Raw genomic sequence first — 17,392 nt, 5'->3', positions numbered from 1 at the left:
CCGAGGGTGAGGGTCCGGCTCCTCGTACAGGGGCGGATGACCGGCTACGGGCCGGTCAGTCCGCGAAGTTGGCGCCGAAGTACGGCGAGCCCGTGGTGGAGACGCCCGAGGTGCTCGGGGCGATCGCGCGCGAGCCGGTCGTGACGATCTTCGTGCCGTCCGAGGGCAGGTAGGTCACGCCGCCGTTGCCGGCGTTCTCCCGCGAGCCGACGATCAGGTCGGCCTTGCCGTCGCCGGTGACGTCGTCGAGCTTGACGTCCGTGCCGAAGTAGTCGTTGTCCTCGTCGTTGCCGGGCACGCCCGCCGTGGACTGCGCGAAGGACTGGGCGCCGGAGGTGGTGTTCAGGCCGCTCGCGGTGCCGTAGAGGACGGTGACGGCGCCGGTGTTCGTGGCGCTGCCGATGTTCTCGCCCGCCACGCCGATCGCGAGGTCCAGGAAGCCGTCGCCGTTGACGTCGCCCAGGTCGAGCTCGTAGCCGAAGAAGTCGTTGCCCTCGGCGGTGCCGGGGACGTTGCCGGTGTCCTGGGTGATGCCGGTGGCGTTGGTGGTGATCGGGCCGCCGTCGGAGCCGTAGGTGACCCAGACCTTGCCGCCCTTTCCGGAGTCGGGGATGGTCGTGCCGTCGCTCGTGGTGGTGTTCCAGTAGGCGCCCGAGACGATGTCGCCGTAGCCGTCCTGGTCGATGTCGCCGATGGCGGTGATCACGCCGGGCTTGAGCACCTCCGAGGCGCCCATGTTCAGGCCGTTCGGGGTGCCGGGGATGTAGTAGTTCTTGTTCCAGCCGTAGTCGGTCTGGGTCTCGTAGCCGTCGACGACCAGGTCCGTCTCCTTGCCGCCGTTGATGTTGCCGGCGGTCAGGTTGAGCGGGCCGTCGGCGTCGGTGCCGACGATCGGGGGCTTGATCGTGTACGTGCCGCCGGGCTTGCCGGTGGCGCTGATGCCGCCCTTGAGCACGTAGATGGTGGCGTTGGAGCTGCCGACCGCGAGGTCTGCAGTGCCGTCGCCGTCGAAGTCGCCGGCGGCGAGGTTCTTGCCCCAGTAGTCGTGGCTCGTGGGGGCCGGGTCGGCGATCGAGACGCCCTTGCCGGTGATGCCGGAGGGCGAGCCCCACAGGATGGCGAGGCCGCCGCCGTCCTTGTCGGTGCCGACGTCCTCGCCCCAGGAGCCGACCGCGATGTCGTCGTAGCCGTCGCCGTTGAAGTCGGCGTAGGCGGTCTCGCTGCCGAAGTGGTCGCCGGCCTCGGCGGTGCCGGGGTTGCCGGCGGTGTCCTGGCTGATCGTGGAGCGCTTGGCGGACGAGACGCCGCCGGGCTTGGTCCCGTAGAGGACGACCAGCTGTCCCGCGCCGTTCCTGCCGTTCACGTAGGCGCCGTCGGCGGAGAAGGCCGTGTCGCCGATCCCGTCGCCGTTGAAGTCGGCCTGGGCGACGGTGGTGGAGTCCGCGGCCGTCGCGGTGACGGCCGAGAACGTGAGCAGACCGCCCGTCAGCGCGGCCGCGGTGGCCGTCGCGAGAGCGAGTCGCAAAGGTGTGTGCATGCGGGTTTTCTCCTGCGGCATGCGGGGGACGCCTGGCGGGCGTCCACAGTCGATGGGGTGCGCGCCGAACGGCGTTGGCCGGGAGTTGACCTGGCGTTAACCGTTCGGTCGGCGATCAGGAGACCCGCGATGGGAGGCAAGGGTTGTACGTGAGTTCGGTAATTTTTTGCGGCCGCTGTGAGGGGTGGTTCAGCCCGCCAGGAACTCCGAGCTGGAGAAGGTGACCGACGGCTCGGCCGCCACCAGACGCTTCTTCACCCCGGGGTAGACCGCGACGGTGTCCTTCGTCTCGCCCCGGTAGGTGCGCACCGCCAGGTCGGCCCGGCCGTCGCCGTCGAAGTCGCCCACCGCCAGCACCCTGGTCGTGCCCCGCGCGGGCGGCGCGACGGTGACCATGCCGGCTGTGGTCAGGCCTGTCGTACGGCCGCGGAAGATCCGCAGCCGTGAGCCGCTGGAGACGAGGTCGCTGAGGCCGTCGCCGTCGAAGTCGGCGGCGTCGAGCATGGAGCCGGGGGAGGCGAGGGTGGCGCGGGTCGGGGCCGGGAGGTCGTAGCGCAGGGACGTTTCACCCATCGCGCCGACCGCGGCGTCCAGGGCCGCGCCCCTGCCGAAGCGGCCGAGGGCGATGTCGATGCCCTCGGGCAGGGCGGTTCCGGTGCGGGTCGGGCCCGTGGGTCCGCCGAGGACGACGTACGCCTTGCTCGTGCCGTCCGCCGTGCGGACCACCAGGTCGTCGTAGCCGTCGCGGTTCACGTCGGCCGCCGGGCCCGTGGGGACCTCGCCGGGCGAGGGGACGGCGGCGCCGGCCGCGCGAGGAGCGCCCTTGCCGCTGAACGGGCCGCGCAGATACGTGAGTCGCTGTCCCGACGCGTGCAGGACGAGGTCCTCGGCGCCGTCGCCGTCGAAGTCGCCGCACACCGGCTGGTCGGGCCAGTCGTTGCCGAAGCGGGCGGCGGTGGGGACGGCGAGGGTGACCGCGCGGGTCAGGCCGCCGGGGGAGCCGAAGAGGACCTGGAGGGGGACCGGGGGCATGCCCTGGCCGTCGTAGGGCGGGTCGGTCGAGACGATCAGGTCGGTGAAGCCGTCCTTGTCCAGGTCGCAGCTCGCCTCCGCGTCGAAGACGGCGGGGAGCCGGCCCTTGGTGCGGGCGGCGTACTTCGCGGGGCTGAGCAACTGCCGTGCGCCCGGGGTGAGTCCGTGCGCGCCGCCGTAGACGATGCCGATGCCCGCGTCGTCCTCGTGGCTCCGGGCCTTCACGAGGGCGTCGAGGACGAGGTCGCGGTGTCCGTCGCCGTTGAAGTCGTCAGGAGCCCTGCTGCCCTTGCCGTGCGGGACGGGCAGCCTGGCGGGGGCGTCCGCGATCCGTACGGGGCTGGGGCGGGCGGCTCCGGCGTCCGCACCGGGGCCGCAGGCGGCGAGCAGAAGGGCGGTGCAGAGGACCGCCGTACACATCCCGCCTCTTCGCACGCGCACCGCTCACCTCGTCAGCCCCGTCGACAACGCCTGGGCAATGATGCACGGGCGAGAGACGCGGCGACAGCCCCGGGTTCGGCCGGCCCGTGACCCTCCGCCGGGTGCGGATGCGGACGCCGTTGTCCACCCGGGTGCGTCAGGATGGCTGCATGAGCGTAGTCAAGATCAACGTACTGACCGTGCCGGCCGAGCAGCGCGAGGTCCTGGAGAAGCGGTTCGCCGCGCGGGCCTCCGCCGTGGAGGGCTCCGACGGCTTCGAGTGGTTCGAGCTGCTGCGGCCGGTCGAGGGAACCGACCAGTACCTGGTGTACACGCGCTGGCGTGACGAGGAGTCCTTCCAGGCGTGGCTGCAGGGGCCGATGCGGGCGGCGCACCAGGGCGGCGGCGAGGGCGGCGAGCGACCGAAGCCGGCGGCCACCGGCTCGACGCTGTGGTCTTTCGAGGTGGTCCAGCAGGCTGAGCCCAAGGGGGCGTAGCGCTAGGGCGCGCCCCGCCGCGGGACTGTCCCTATGCGGGCGGCTCGGGTTCTTCGGCGGGGCGCTTGGCGACGAAGGAACCTAGACCGACCTCGGCTCGGATGAGTCCTTCGGACTTGAGGTGGGCCAACGCTTTCTGCGCGGTCGAGGCCGCGATGCCGAAGTCGTTGGACAGTTCGACGACGGACGGCACGCGCGCGCCCACCGGGTATTCGCCGCTGGCGATACGGGTTTCGATAGCGGCGGCGACCTGGCGCCAGACGGGGCGGGTGCGGTCGAGCTCGGGACTCATGCGGTTGACGCTAAAACTCTGCGGTAGACCGCGCGACCGCAGTAGACTTCGGTAGACCGCGAAGATGAGTGTGCGACATAGAGGACCCCCGCGACGGGTGGAGCCGTCCGGGGGCGTGGCCACCAGCCTGAGCTGACTGGAGCTGATGACGTGACCGACCTTATCCACCGTCTCCTCGTCCGGATGGGCCTCCTGCACATCCCGCGCCGAGTCGAACCCGCACCCCGGCCCCCTGCCCCACCCCTCGCCCCCCGCCCCCACTCCCTCCCGGCCCACCGCAGCCCGTACGGCCTCCACACTCCACTCGATGGCGCGGCAACCGTTGCGGTCCGCCCCTACCTCACCGCCCACGAACAGCGTCACCGGCGTCGCGAACTCGTCCTGGCTGCCCTGGGGTTGGACATGCCGGGCCCGTACTGGATCCATGGGACGGAGGTTGCCTGATGAAGCCGGAGTCACCGCGCCTGCTGCCCTGGGCCGGCCCCGAGGGCAAGCCCTGCTACCTCATCACCGACGACCTCGGCGGACCCGTCTCGCGTCTCGCCGACTCCACCGAATCCATCCAGCTCGGCATGGGCGCAGAACTCCTCGCCCACGCGCGGGCCCTGCTCCCCGACCTGCCCTCCGGTGAACTCCGTTTCCTCGCCGAGTGTTTGACCGAGGCCCTCCAGGACGCCCTGCGCGTCGCCGAGAGCCGCGGCCTGAGGCTGAGCCACCTGAACTGACCGTCCCTGAGCGGGAAAACGCCGACGCCCCCACGTCCACGCAGGACATGGGGGCGTCGAAACAGCCGTAGGGCGACCTACTTCACCGGCTCCGGCTCCGGCGCGCTCTCCGACTCCGGCTCGCCCGCCGGGTCCACCGGTGTCCTGACCGACTCCAGCAGGAGCTGGGCGACGTCGACGACCTGGATGGACTCCTTGGCCTTGCCGTCGTTCTTCTTGCCGTTCACGGAGTCCGTGAGCATGACCAGGCAGAACGGGCAGGCGGTGGAGACGATGTCCGGGTTGACGGAGAGGGCCTCGTCGACGCGCTCGTTGTTGATGCGCTTGCCGATCCGCTCCTCCATCCACATGCGCGCGCCGCCGGCGCCGCAGCAGAAGCCGCGCTCCTTGTGGCGGTGCATCTCCTCGTTCCGCAGGCCCGGAACGTTGGCGATGATCTCGCGCGGAGGCGTGTAGATCTTGTTGTGGCGGCCCAGGTAGCAGGGGTCGTGGTAGGTGATGATGCCCTCGACCGGGGTGACCGGGGTGAGCTTGCCCTCGTCCACCAGGTGCTGCAGCAGCTGGGTGTGGTGGATGACCTCGTAGTCGCCGCCGAGCTGCGGGTACTCGTTGCCGATCGTGTTCAAGCAGTGGGGGCACGTCGCGACGATCTTCTTCGCCGACTTCGGCTTGGCGGACTCCGGGACGACCTTGCCGTCGTCGTCCAGCTCCTCGCCGAACGCCATGTTCAGCGCCATGACGTTCTCCATGCCGAGCTCCTGGAACAGGGGCTCGTTGCCCAGGCGGCGGGCGGAGTCACCGGTGCACTTCTCGTCGCCGCCCATGATCGCGAACTTGACGCCCGCGATGTGGAGGAGCTCGGCGAAGGCCTTCGTCGTCTTCTTGGCGCGGTCCTCCAGGGAGCCCGCGCAGCCGACCCAGTACAGGTACTCGACCTCGGTGAGGTCCTCGATGTCCTGGCCGACGACCGGGACCTCGAACTCGACCTCCTTGAGCCACTCCAGGCGCTGCTTCTTGGCCAGGCCCCAGGGGTTGCCCTTCTTCTCCAGGTTCTTGAGCATCGTGCCCGCCTCGGACGGGAACGCGGACTCGATCATCACCTGGTAGCGGCGCATGTCGACGATGTGGTCGATGTGCTCGATGTCGACCGGGCACTGCTCGACGCAGGCGCCGCAGGTGGTGCAGGACCACAGCACGTCCGGGTCGATGACGCCGTTCTCTTCCGCGGTGCCGATCAGCGGCCGCTCGGCCTCCGCGAGCGCGGCGGCGGGCACGTCCTTGAGCTGCTCCTCGGAGGCCTTCTCCTCGCCCTCCATGGACTTGCCGCCACCCGCCAGCAGGTAGGGGGCCTTGGCGTGCGCGTGGTCGCGCAGCGACATGATCAGCAGCTTCGGGGAGAGCGGCTTGCCGGTGTTCCAGGCGGGGCACTGCGACTGGCAGCGGCCGCACTCGGTGCAGGTGGAGAAGTCCAGCAGGCCCTTCCAGGAGAACTGCTCGACCTGGGAGACGCCGAAGACGTCGTCCTCGCCCGGGTCGGTGAAGTCGATCGGCTGCCCGCCCGAGGTCATCGGCTGCAGCGCGCCCAGCGCGGTGGCACCTTCGGCGTTGCGCTTGAACCAGATGTTCGGGAAGGCCAGGAAGCGGTGCCAGGCCACACCCATGTTGGTGTTCAGCGACACCACGATCATCCAGATGAACGACGTCCCGATCTTGACCATGGCGGTCAGGTAGACCAGGTTCTGCAGCGCCGTCACGCTCAGGCCCTTGAACGCCAGCACCAGCGGGTACGAGGCGAAGTACCCGGCCTCGTAGCCCTCGACGTGGTGCAGCGCGCCCTCCAGGCCGCGCAGCACGTAGATCGCCAGGCCGATGGTGAGGATGACGTACTCGACGAAGTACGCCTGGCCCGCCTTGGAGCCCGCGAAGCGGGACTTGCGGCCCGGCCGCGAGGGCAGGCTCAGCAGCCGGATCGTCATCAGTACGACGATGCCGAGCACCGTCATCACGCCGATGAACTCGGTGTACATCTCGAACGGCAGCCAGTCGCCGATCACCGGCAGCATCCAGTCGGCCTTGAAGAGCTGGCCGAACGCCTGCGCCAGGGTCGGCGGCAGCGTCAAAAAGCCGATGGCCACGAACCAGTGGGCGAAGCCCACGATGCCCCAGCGGTTCATCCGGGTGTGACCGAGGAACTCACGCACCAGCGTCACGCTGCGCGCATACGGGTTGTCGGTCCGGCTGCCGGCGGGTACGGGCTGGCCCAGTTTGAAGTACCGGACGAACTGGCCGATGGCGCGTGCGAGCAGCGCCACACCGACCACGGTCAGGACCAGCGACACGATGATCGCGGCGAGTTGCATTTGGGGGCTCCTCGGGCCTGCGAGGTTTCGTACGAGGGAGAGCCTCGACATTACTAAGCGGTAACTTATGCAGTCCGTCCGAGACTACCTCCATCTTCTGTCGCACTGTAGCCAGCGGCTCGGTGATCTGCGTCGCTGAGGGTTGCCTTAAAGGTCTGTGACGATGCGATCGTGTTATTCATGCCAAATTGGTACATTCGCGCCTAACTTAGATCCGTGCTCTACGGGATCGCCGCCGCCACCACCGCCCTGCTCCTCGCAGCCGTGCTCACCGCACTGCTACGGGTGCCCGCGCTGCGCCTCGGAATCGTCGACCGGAGACGACGGCAGCGGCCCGTGCCGCTGGCCGGGGGCGTTGCCGTCGTGCTCGCCACCGGCGCGGTGGTGGTGGCCGGGGAACGGACAGGTGTGGCACCGCTCGGGGAAGGCGTGGGCCGGCTGCTGCTCGCCGGGGGCGCCGTCGCCCTGCTCGGGCTGATCGCGGACCTGCGGCGGGTCAAGGCGCGGGTCCTCGTCGCCGGTACGGCCGTGGCGGCGGCCTGTGTCGTGCCGTACGAGGAGACCGGGGTGCCCGCGGGGCTGCTCGCCGTGGGCTGGATCGTGTTCGTCGCCGTCGCCTTCAAGGCGCTCGACCACGCCGACGCGCTCGCCGGGACCGTGGGGGTCGTCACCGCCTTCGGGGTGGGTGCCTGCGCCGCGGCCGAGGTGATGGACGGGCTCGCGGTGCTGCTGAGCGTGCTGGCCGCCGCGCTGACCGGGTTCCTCATGCACAACTGGCCGCCCGCGCGCGTAGGCCTCGGTGCGTGCGGATCGCTGTTCACCGGGTTCGTGCTCGCCGCGGCGGCAGTGTGCACCAGGGCCGGCTACGGGCTCGCGGACAGCGCGGGCGTGCTGTTCCCGATCACCGCGGTGGCGACCGCCGACGTGCTCCTGGTGATCCTCTCGCGGCGGCTGGCCGGACGGCCGCTGCTGCGGGGCGGACCCGACCATCTCGCCCACCGGCTGCGGCGGTTGGGGCTCACCCCGCAGGGGGCGACCGTCCTGCCGGGCATCGGGGCGTTCTCCGGGGTGCTCGTCGGGATGCTCACGCACATCGGCTGGACCGCCCGGTCCGCGGTGTTCTGGGTGGCGGCCGGGGCACTCGTCGTCGTACTGCTGCTGCTTCGGGTGCCGGTGTACGTGCGCCGGCCCGTGCCCACGCAGGCCGGCCGGCCGTTGTCCACGCAGGCCGGTCGACCCGTGACGACCCAGGCCGGCCGACCCGTGTCCACCCAGGCCGGCAGGCCCGTCTCCACGCAGGTCCGGTCGGTGTCCACTCAGGCGGGCAGACCTGTATCCTCCCAGGTCAGCGGGCACTTGCGTGTAAGGAACGGATAAGAGTTGAGCCCCCCGGACTCAGGTCTGTTGACCCATAGCCGGGTGTCGTGCACACTTGAGTCCGTTCCACTCAAGTCAGCTGGAGGAAGATCACCATGGCACGTGCGGTCGGCATCGACCTGGGCACGACTAACTCCGTCGTCAGCGTTCTGGAGGGCGGCGAGCCCACCGTCATCACCAACGCCGAGGGTGCCAGGACCACGCCGTCCGTCGTCGCCTTCGCGAAGAACGGTGAGGTGCTCGTCGGCGAGGTCGCCAAGCGCCAGGCGGTCACCAACGTGGACCGGACCATCCGCTCCGTGAAGCGCCACATGGGCACGGACTGGAAGATCGAGCTCGACGGGAAGCCCTTCAACCCGCAGCAGATCTCCGCGTTCATCCTGCAGAAGCTGAAGCGCGACGCCGAGTCCTACCTGGGCGAGAAGGTGACCGACGCGGTCATCACCGTCCCGGCGTACTTCAACGACTCCGAGCGCCAGGCGACGAAGGAGGCCGGCGAGATCGCCGGTCTGAACGTCCTTCGCATCGTCAACGAGCCCACCGCGGCCGCGCTCGCCTACGGCCTCGACAAGGACGACCAGACGATCCTCGTCTTCGACCTCGGTGGCGGCACCTTCGACGTGTCCCTCCTGGAGATCGGTGACGGCGTCGTCGAGGTGAAGGCCACCAACGGTGACAACCACCTCGGTGGTGACGACTGGGACCAGCGCATCGTCGACTACCTGGTCAAGCAGTTCGCGTCCGGTCACGGCGTGGACCTCGGCAAGGACAAGATGGCGCTGCAGCGTCTGCGCGAGGCCGCCGAGAAGGCGAAGATCGAGCTGTCCTCGTCCACCGAGACCTCGATCAACCTGCCCTACATCACCGCGTCCGCCGAGGGCCCGCTGCACCTGGACGAGAAGCTCACCCGGGCTCAGTTCCAGCAGCTGACCGCGGACCTGCTGGAGCGCTGCAAGACGCCGTTCCACAACGTCATCAAGGACGCGGGCATCTCCATCAACGAGATCGACCACGTCGTCCTCGTCGGCGGTTCCACCCGTATGCCCGCCGTCGCCGAGCTCGTCCGCGAGCTGACCGGCGGCAAGGACGCCAACAAGGGCGTCAACCCGGACGAGGTCGTGGCCATCGGCGCCGCCCTCCAGGCCGGTGTCCTCAAGGGTGAGGTCAAGGACGTCCTGCTCCTCGACGTGACCCCGCTGTCCCTCGGCATCGAGACCAAGGGCGGCATCATGACCAAGCTGATCGAGCGGAACACGACGATCCCGACCAAGCGGTCCGAGATCTTCACCACCGCCGAGGACAACCAGCCCTCCGTGCAGATCCAGGTCTACCAGGGCGAGCGCGAGATCGCGGCGTACAACAAGAAGCTCGGGATGTTCGAGCTGACCGGTCTGCCGCCGGCCCCGCGCGGTGTCCCGCAGATCGAGGTCGCCTTCGACATCGACGCCAACGGCATCATGCACGTGACCGCGAAGGACCTGGGCACGGGCAAGGAGCAGAAGATGACCGTCACCGGCGGCTCCTCGCTGCCGAAGGACGAGGTCGACCGGATGCGCCAGGAGGCCGAGAAGTACGCGGAGGAGGACCACGCCCGCCGCGAGGCCGCCGAGAGCCGTAACCAGGGCGAGCAGCTCGTCTACCAGACGGAGAAGTTCCTCAAGGACAACGAGGACAAGGTCCCGGGCGAGATCAAGACCGAGGTCGAGGCGTCCGTCGAGGAGCTGAAGGCCGCGCTCAAGGGCGAGGACACCGCCGAGATCCGCACCGCCACCGAGAAGGTCGCGGCCGTCTCGCAGAAGCTGGGTCAGGCCATGTACGCCGACGCCCAGGCCTCGCAGGCCGCCGGTGGCGGCGAGTCCGCCGGCGCCGAGGCCCCGAAGGCCGACGACGACGTCGTGGACGCCGAGATCGTGGACGACGAGCGCAAGGACGGTGCCGCGTGACGGAGGAGACCCCGGGCTTCGACGAGAAGCCCGACGTCCCCTCCGGCGCCACATCTGACGACGCCGAACCGAAGGCCGCCTCTCCCTCCTCCGCGGAGGGGGCGGCCCCGGCCGGGGACGCAGCAGCACAGATCGCCGGTCTGACGGCCCAGCTGGACCAGGCACGCACGGCGCTCGGTGAGCGCACGGCGGACCTCCAGCGGCTCCAGGCCGAGTTCCAGAACTACCGCCGCCGCGTGGAGCGGGACCGGATCACGGTCAAGGAGATCGCCATCGCGAATCTTCTGACCGAGCTCCTGCCCGTGCTCGACGACATCGGCCGCGCGCGGGAACACGGCGAACTCGTCGGCGGATTCAAGTCCGTGGCGGAGTCGCTGGAGACCGTGGCGGCGAAGATGGGTCTGCAGCAGTTCGGCAAGGAGGGCGAGCCCTTCGACCCGACGATCCACGAGGCCCTGATGCACAGCTACGCACCGGACGTCACCGAGACGACGTGCGTGGCGATTCTGCAGCCCGGGTATCGCATCGGCGAGCGCACCATCCGCCCCGCGCGGGTGGCCGTGGCCGAGCCTCAGCCGGGGGCGCAGACCGTCAAGCCGGAGTCCCAGGACTCCGCCGAGGCGGCCGACGACAAGGAGAGCGGTGGCCCGGACGAGGGCTGAGCTTGAACCGATGAGAAAGGAGGGGCGTCGAGGATGAGCACCAAGGACTTCATCGAGAAGGACTACTACAAGGTCCTCGGCGTCCCCAAGGACGCCACCGAGGCCGAGATCAAGAAGGCGTACCGGAAGCTCGCCCGCGAGTTCCACCCGGACGCCAACAAGGGCAACGCCAAGGCCGAGGAGCGCTTCAAGGAGATCTCCGAGGCGAACGACGTTCTCGGCGACCCCAAGAAGCGCAAGGAGTACGACGAGGCGCGCGCCCTGTTCGGCAACGGCGGCTTCCGCCCGGGGCCGGGCGGCAGCGGCGGCTCGTTCAACTTCGACCTGGGCGACCTCTTCGGAGGCGGCACCCAGGGCGGGGGCGGCTCCGGAGGCTTCGGCGGCGGAATCGGTGACGTCTTCGGGGGCCTGTTCAACCGCGGCAGCTCCGGCACCACCCGGGTGCAGCCCCGGCGCGGTCAGGACATCGACACCGAGGTCAGCCTCAGCTTCACCGAGGCGATCGAGGGGGCGACGGTCCCGCTGCGGATGTCCTCGCAGGCGCCCTGCAAGGCCTGTTCCGGCACCGGCGACGCCAACGGCAACCCCCGGGTCTGCCCGACGTGCGTCGGCACCGGACAGGTGGCGCGGGGCTCCGGCGGAGGGTTCTCCCTCACCGACCCCTGCCCGGACTGCAAGGGCCGCGGTCTGATCGCGGAGAACCCCTGCGAGGTCTGCAAGGGCTCGGGCCGCGCCAAGTCGTCCCGGACCATGCAGGTCCGCATCCCGGCCGGGGTGCAGGACGGCCAGCGCATCCGGCTGCGCGGCAAGGGCACGCCGGGTGAACGGGGCGGGCCGGCGGGCGACTTGTACGTCACGGTCCATGTGTCCGCGCACCCGGTGTTCGGCCGCAAGGGCGACAACCTGACCGTGACCGTCCCGGTGACGTTCGCCGAGGCGGCCCTCGGCGGCGAGGTCAGAGTGCCCACCCTGGGCGGCCCTCCCGTCACCCTGAAGCTGCCGCCGGGTACGCCCAACGGCCGCACCATGCGCGCCCGGGGCAAGGGCGCGGTCCGCAAGGACGGCACCCGCGGCGACCTCCTGGTCACCGTCGAGGTGAGTGTCCCCACGGACGTGACGGGGAAGGCTCGTGACGCGCTCGAGGCGTATCGCGAGGCAACCGCGGGTGAGAACCCGCGGGCGGAGCTGTTCCAGGCCGCGAAGGGAGCTTGAGAGAGATGGACGGCCGTCGACGCAATCCGTACGAACTGACCGAGGAAACCCCGGTCTACGTCATTTCGGTGGCGGCCCAGCTCTCCGGCCTGCACCCGCAGACCCTGCGTCAGTACGACCGCCTCGGCCTGGTCTCGCCCGACCGCACCCCCGGCCGCGGCCGTCGTTACTCGGCCCGCGACATCGAACTGCTGCGCACCGTCCAGCAGTTGTCGCAGGACGAGGGCATCAACCTGGCCGGCATCAAGCGGATCATCGAGCTGGAGAACCAGGTCGCCGCGCTCCAGCAGCGCGTCGTCGAACTCCAGACGGCGGTCGAGGGCGCGGCGGCGGCCATGCAGCAGCGCGAGGCGGCGGTGCACGCGTCGTACCGCCGCGACCTGGTGCCGTACCAGGAGGTGCAGCAGACCAGCGCGCTGGTGGTCTGGCGGCCGAAGCGGCAGCAGTCCGACTGACGCGTCCCGTCACGTCACGGCAGGGGCCCGGAGACATTCCGGGCCCCTGCCGCGTATGCACGAACCGGTCGCCTTCCGTCAGGAGGGCGAGCGAACTCTAACGTTGACGTCTCATTACCTGGTTATTCCTTGACGATCGTGTGAAGAAAGCGTTGGCTTCCTTCACCTGGGACGCCTTAAGCACCCTTGTTCGGAAGGTCAACAGCAGTGAACACCCGCATCCGTCGTACCGCCCTGTGCGTGGCAGTAGCCGCGACAAGCCTGTCACTTGCCTCCTGCGGCGTGCTGAACGTCTCGGGTGACAGCAGTTCGGCGAGCCCCACCAAGGGCAACGACGTCACGATCGGTCTGCTGCTGCCGGAGACGGCCAACACCAGGTACGAGGACTTCGACTACCCCATCATCAAGCAGCAGGTCTCCTCCCTGACCAAGGACCGGGGCCACGTCGCCTACGCCAACGCGGGGCAGAACGCGGACAAGCAGGCGACCCAGATGCAGAAGATGATCGACGACAAGGTCGACATCATCCTGCTGGACGCGGTGGACTCGCACGCCATCGCCGGCGAGGTGAAGAAGGCGAAGGACGCCGGTATCCCGGTCATCGCCTACGACCGGCTGGCCGAGGGCCCGATCGACGCGTACATCTCCTTCGACAACGAGCTCGTCGGCGAGGTGCAGGGCCGCTCGCTGCTGGACGCGCTGGGCAGCGACGTCAGCACCTCCGACAAGATCGTGATGATGAACGGCTCGCCCACCGACCCGAACGCCAAGCAGTTCAAGGCGGGCGCGCTGTCCGAGCTCAAGGGCAAGGTGACGATCGCCCAGTCCTTCGACACCAAGGACTGGGACCCGAAGAACGCCGAGTCCAACATGTCCGACGCGATCAAGGCGATCGGCAAGGGCGACATCGCGGGCGTCTACTCCGCCAACGACGGCATGGCGGGCGGCATCGTCAAGGCCATGGAGGGCGCGGGCATGTCCCACCTGCCGCCGCTCACCGGGCAGGACGCGGAGCTGGCCGGCGTGCAGCGGATCGTCTCGGGCGAGCAGTACATGAGCGTCTACAAGTCCTACCCGCAGGAGGCCCAGGCGGCCGCGCAGATGGCCGTCGCCAAGGTGCAGGGCAAGGACATCGAGTTCGACGCGCTCACCCAGGACACGGTCGACAGCCCGACGGACAAGCAGATTCCGGCGCAGCTCGTCACCGTCACCGCGCTGACGCGCAAGAACATCAAGTCGACGGTCGTCGCCGACGGCATCTACAAGGTCTCGCAGATCTGCACCTCGAAGTACGCCTCGGAATGCGCGGCGATCGGTCTGAAGTAAGAGACCGCGCAAGACGTTCCGCCTTTGCGGGTGCGATCGTTGCAGGGGCCGCCGTGAAGGCTCACGGCGGCCCCTGACCGCACCCCGGGCCTGGACGTGATCCGGCCGCCACCGGCCCGGAACCCCTCCCGCGTACCGCCCTGCCTCCCAGACCGTCAGCTTGTTGCAATGCGGCAGGAGGAGGACCGTACATATCGGGAGTTACCCGCGTTTAGCGACCGTGACGTCGTGTCGAGCCGTGTTGCGGAGCCGGTCCCGTCCGCGCATAGTTGCGCTGCGAAGGCGGCGAAACCGGGGGTGGGATGGGCGATGGCCGGGCACGGGACGGAGGAGCATCCACACGGTGCTGACCGACTGTGCGAGGCCGGGGAGCGCGTCTACTCCCGGGCCGTACGGCGGGGCCGCGTGCCGCGCCGGGACGCCGGGCCGGTGCCGTGCCTGCTGGACCTCGCCCTGCTGCACCCGGACCCCGACGACATGGACTGGCTTGTCCCGACGTCCCCGCAGGAGGTCATGACACGGCTGCTGCGCGGCGTCTACGACGATGTCAGCGCCAGTCAGCTGCGGGTGGGCGCGGCGGTCGCCGCGGTCGAGCGGTACGCCGGTCTGGGCCCCGAGACGGAGGCGGCGCCGGGTTCCGGCTCCGCGGAGGGAGCCGCGATCCGCGTCCTGGACGGGCTGTCCCGCATCCAGGCCGCGATGGACGCGGCGACCGAGGCGTGCACGACGGAGGTCCTCACCGTCCAGCCCGGCGGCATCCGGCCCGAGGACGAGCTGACGGAGGGCCTGCACCGGGCGCTCACGCTGCGCGGGCGGGGCGTGCGGATGCGCGACCTGTACACGCATGTGGCCCGGCACGGCCAGGGCCTGCTCAACTACCTGGAGCTGATGGGCGGTTCGGTCGAGGCGCGCACCCTGGACGAGGTGATCGACCGGCTGATCCTGTTCGACCGCACGGTGGCGTTCATCCCGGCCAACGCGGACCGCACCCTGGCCCTGGAGCTGCGCCACCCGGCCCTGGTCGGATACCTGGTCACGGTCTTCGAGCGGCTCTGGCGCCTCGCGATCCCGCTGACGGCGCCGCTGCCCGACACCGGCATCGAGGGCATCTCCCACCGCGAGCAGTCCATCGCGGCGCTGTTGGCGGAGGGCCACCAGGACGCGGTGATCGCGGAGCGGCTCGGCATAAGCGTCCGTACGTGCCGCGCCCACATCGCCCGGCTCTCCGAGACCCTCGGCGCGGCCAGCCGCACCCAACTCGGCGTCCGCATCGCCCAGGTGGGCCTCGACGGCCACCGTCACCCCACCGACTCCGGCCCGATCACCCTTCCCGGTCAAGAATCCCCGACCGCCCGATGAGGTAGCCGAGTTGGGCCCGGCTCTCACTGCCCAGCGTGGCCGCGAGCTTGGCGGTGGGGGCACCTCCCGCGCGAGCGAATTCGAGCGTGGGGGAGGACGCGGGCGGTGCGGACGTTCATCCCGAGCCGCTCGGCGATGTCGGTGTCGGTGTGGCCCTCCACGAGGAGGGCGGCGATGGCGTGTTGGCGGGGGGTGAAGCCCGCTGGGGTGGGCGGTTGGGCGGCCTGGGGGTACATGGGCGTGGCCAGCCGCCAGAGGCGGTCGAAGGCGGTGGCGAGGAAGCCGGCGATGACCGGGTGCCGGATCTCCAGGGCGAGCGTGCGGTCCGGGTGGGCGGGGATGAAGGCGATCGTGCGGTCCACCACGAGGAGACGGTCGGTGATCTCGTCGAGCGTGCGGGCCTCCGCGTCCCCGCTCAGCTGCTCGTAGCGGGCGAGGACCGACGGCGCGTGCCGGAGCGTGTGCTGGTAGAGCGTGCGGATACGGCCGCCGCGGGTGAGGAACTCCTGGTCGCGGGCGAGGGCGTCGGCGCGCGCCTTCAGCGGTGTCCGGGTGTGGCTGATGTGCGGCTGGATGGCGAGCAGTTCGTCGCGGCCGGCGGCCATGGCGTCGGTGATGGCCCGCCCGATGCGGTCGGACCCGCTCAGCACCCCGACGGCCGAGGAGCCGCCGGTTCCCGTTCGCGCGCCGCCGAGCCGCATGAGGGGTTCGAACAGGTCGGCCAGCCGGGCCTCGCGGCGCCGCTCCCGCGCGATGCGGTCCTCCGACGTGCTCAGCAGGCGGTGCAGGGCGACGGCGGGCGCGACGGGCTCCAGGCGGGCCTCCTCCTCGATCGAGGGATGCAGCAGGCCGAAGTCGACCAGACAGGGCGCCCCGGCGGCCTCACGGGCCGGCAAGTGGCCTTCGCGCAGCGCGCGTTCGTACAGCCCGGTTCCCTCGCAACACAGCTCTTCCGGTCCGTGGTCCGGATGTGCCGCCGAGTCCATCGTGTCCCTCCCCCGCGGACTCAGGCGTCCTGCTCCAGGATCCCCGACTGCGCTATGAGAAAGCCGAGTTGTGCCCGGCTGCCGCTGCCCAGAGCCATCGCGAGCTTGGCGATGTGAGCGCGGCAGGTGCGCACGTTCATGCCCAGCCGCCGTGCGATCGCCTCGTCGACATGGCCCTCGACCAGGAGCTTGGCGATGGAGTGCTGGATCTCGGTGATCCCGTCGGGGGCGGTCTCGTAGGGGGCGCCTGCGCTCAGCGGGACCGCGCGCGTCCACATGAACTCGAAGACCTTGATCAGGTAGCGGACGAGTCCCGGATGCCGGAGTTCGAGCGCGATCTCGCCGTCGTCGCGGGTCGGGATGAAGGCCACGGTCTCGTCGCAGATGATGAGCCGCTCGACCAGCTCGTCGATGGTGCGGTACTCCACCTTGCCGTCGGCGAACTGGGCTACGTACGCGAGGGTTTCGGGGCTGTAGCGGGCCGGGTGCTGGTACAGCGTCCGGATGCGGCAGCCCCGCTCGATCAGCGGCCGGTCGCGTTCCAGGGCCTTGGTGAGGGTGTGTTCCAGGCGGCGTCGGCTCGGCTGGACGGTGAGCATCTCCGTGTGGCACTGGGACGTGGCAATATCGAGCGCCGCGTTGATCCGGTCGAGTCCCTCCAGCACGGTGATCGAGTGTGTGCTCGCCGTCGACTGGGCGCTGAGGGTCATGAACGGCTCGAAAGCGTCGGCGAGTTCGATGGACAGGCGCCGGCGCTGGGTGATCTCGTTCTCGATCGGTGTGAGCCTCTGGGCAAGCGCGACCGAAGGCGGTACGGGACGCAGCCAGTTGGGGTCGTCAGGATCAGGATGAAGCAGGGCGAATTCCATCAAGCACGGCGCAGGCTCGACATCCGAACGGGCTATGCGTCCCGTCCGGAGAGCGTTGCCGTAGAGGCGGCGTCCGTCCTCGCACAGGTCGGTCAACCCATGGGGATGTGTCCGCTTAGTCTCATTTATCACCAGATCTCCACCCCCCAGGGTCCTGAACGTGCAGGAACATGATGCATCGTTTGTGTGGCCATGACGTGCCGGAATGGGCCATCGTCGTATTCAGACGGGGGAGAGGTGACCTTCAAATGAGGACGAAGCCGACTATGCATAAGAGAATGCTTCGCTCGGCGCTTGTCGCCGCCTTCTCCGCCGTGGTGGCCCTCGGAGCGCTGAGTGG

At 69.8% G+C, this 17,392-nt stretch carries 14 protein-coding genes and 1 pseudogene; 9 read left to right on the top strand and 6 right to left on the bottom strand.

The features are described from left to right. Nucleotides 1–55: 55 nt before the first annotated feature. Complete coding sequence (locus ACIBN2_RS26545) at nt 56–1,537, bottom strand: VCBS repeat-containing protein (RefSeq protein ID WP_399137826.1); 1,482 nt, start codon at nt 1,535–1,537, stop codon at nt 56–58. A 189-nt stretch (nt 1,538–1,726) separates the two neighbouring features. Next, entirely contained in the window at nt 1,727–2,989 is a 1,263-nt protein-coding gene (locus ACIBN2_RS26540; RefSeq protein WP_399137825.1) for an FG-GAP repeat domain-containing protein, read from the bottom strand. 170 nt (nt 2,990–3,159) lie between these two features. Here ACIBN2_RS26540 and ACIBN2_RS26535 point away from each other — a divergent pair, with 170 nt between their 5' ends. Beyond that, entirely contained in the window at nt 3,160–3,486 is a 327-nt protein-coding gene (locus ACIBN2_RS26535) for an antibiotic biosynthesis monooxygenase family protein (protein ID WP_399137823.1), read from the top strand. A gap of 31 nt (nt 3,487–3,517) precedes the next feature. Here the strand turns inward: ACIBN2_RS26535 and ACIBN2_RS26530 are convergent, their stop codons facing one another. After that, a complete protein-coding gene (locus ACIBN2_RS26530; protein ID WP_399137821.1) occupies nt 3,518–3,778 on the bottom strand; it encodes a GntR family transcriptional regulator in 261 nt (86 codons plus the stop codon). Between the two features lie 443 nt (nt 3,779–4,221). On the opposite strand from ACIBN2_RS26530, the gene ACIBN2_RS26525 reads away from it, so the two are divergent. After that, the gene (locus ACIBN2_RS26525; RefSeq protein ID WP_399137820.1) at nt 4,222–4,503 is read left to right on the top strand and encodes a hypothetical protein; all 282 of its coding nucleotides are present in this window, start codon (nt 4,222–4,224) and stop codon (nt 4,501–4,503) included. Between the two features lie 77 nt (nt 4,504–4,580). Here the strand turns inward: ACIBN2_RS26525 and ACIBN2_RS26520 are convergent, their stop codons facing one another. Then, nucleotides 4,581–6,863 (bottom strand): (Fe-S)-binding protein, encoded by a 2,283-nt coding sequence (locus ACIBN2_RS26520; RefSeq protein ID WP_399137818.1) that lies wholly within the window; start codon nt 6,861–6,863, stop codon nt 4,581–4,583. Between the two features lie 216 nt (nt 6,864–7,079). Between ACIBN2_RS26520 and ACIBN2_RS26515 the strand changes: the two genes are divergently transcribed. From ACIBN2_RS26515 to ACIBN2_RS26485, 7 genes are all read left to right on the top strand, one after another. Continuing rightward, nucleotides 7,080–8,240: an undecaprenyl/decaprenyl-phosphate alpha-N-acetylglucosaminyl 1-phosphate transferase gene (locus ACIBN2_RS26515; RefSeq protein ID WP_399137816.1), complete on the top strand. Its 1,161-nt coding sequence runs from the start codon at nt 7,080–7,082 to the stop codon at nt 8,238–8,240. A 95-nt stretch (nt 8,241–8,335) separates the two neighbouring features. Then, the gene (gene dnaK / locus ACIBN2_RS26510) at nt 8,336–10,183 is read left to right on the top strand and encodes a molecular chaperone DnaK (RefSeq protein ID WP_399137814.1); all 1,848 of its coding nucleotides are present in this window, start codon (nt 8,336–8,338) and stop codon (nt 10,181–10,183) included. After that, nucleotides 10,180–10,845 (top strand): nucleotide exchange factor GrpE, encoded by a 666-nt coding sequence (gene grpE, locus ACIBN2_RS26505; RefSeq protein WP_399137812.1) that lies wholly within the window; start codon nt 10,180–10,182, stop codon nt 10,843–10,845. The genes dnaK and grpE overlap by 4 nt, the downstream gene beginning before the upstream one ends. A 33-nt stretch (nt 10,846–10,878) precedes the next feature. Next, the gene (gene dnaJ / locus ACIBN2_RS26500; protein ID WP_399137810.1) at nt 10,879–12,057 is read left to right on the top strand and encodes a molecular chaperone DnaJ; all 1,179 of its coding nucleotides are present in this window, start codon (nt 10,879–10,881) and stop codon (nt 12,055–12,057) included. A gap of 5 nt (nt 12,058–12,062) precedes the next feature. Beyond that, nucleotides 12,063–12,512 carry a heat shock protein transcriptional repressor HspR gene (locus tag ACIBN2_RS26495; protein WP_399137808.1) on the top strand — a complete coding sequence of 150 codons (450 nt, stop codon included), beginning with the start codon at nt 12,063–12,065 and terminating at the stop codon, nt 12,510–12,512. A gap of 207 nt (nt 12,513–12,719) precedes the next feature. Further along, entirely contained in the window at nt 12,720–13,838 is a 1,119-nt protein-coding gene (locus ACIBN2_RS26490) for a substrate-binding domain-containing protein (RefSeq protein WP_399137807.1), read from the top strand. Nucleotides 13,839–14,147: 309 nt separating this feature from the next. Continuing rightward, nucleotides 14,148–15,197 carry a LuxR C-terminal-related transcriptional regulator gene (locus ACIBN2_RS26485; protein WP_399137805.1) on the top strand — a complete coding sequence of 350 codons (1,050 nt, stop codon included), beginning with the start codon at nt 14,148–14,150 and terminating at the stop codon, nt 15,195–15,197. On the opposite strand, the pseudogene ACIBN2_RS26480 reads toward ACIBN2_RS26485, so the two are convergent. Continuing rightward, nucleotides 15,160–16,183 (bottom strand): annotated as a pseudogene (locus ACIBN2_RS26480) (helix-turn-helix transcriptional regulator). The gene ACIBN2_RS26485 and the pseudogene ACIBN2_RS26480 overlap by 38 nt on opposite strands. A gap of 20 nt (nt 16,184–16,203) precedes the next feature. Further along, nucleotides 16,204–17,148 (bottom strand): helix-turn-helix transcriptional regulator, encoded by a 945-nt coding sequence (locus ACIBN2_RS26475; protein WP_399137803.1) that lies wholly within the window; start codon nt 17,146–17,148, stop codon nt 16,204–16,206. Between the last annotated feature and the right edge of the window lie 244 nt (nt 17,149–17,392).

Origin of the sequence: Streptomyces sp. NPDC050534, from assembly GCF_044457745.1 — a bacterium.
Classification (GTDB): Bacteria; Actinomycetota; Actinomycetes; order Streptomycetales; family Streptomycetaceae; genus Streptomyces.
Note: the sequence above shows the minus strand (reverse complement) of the source record. Positions and strands in the feature narration are given on the sequence as shown.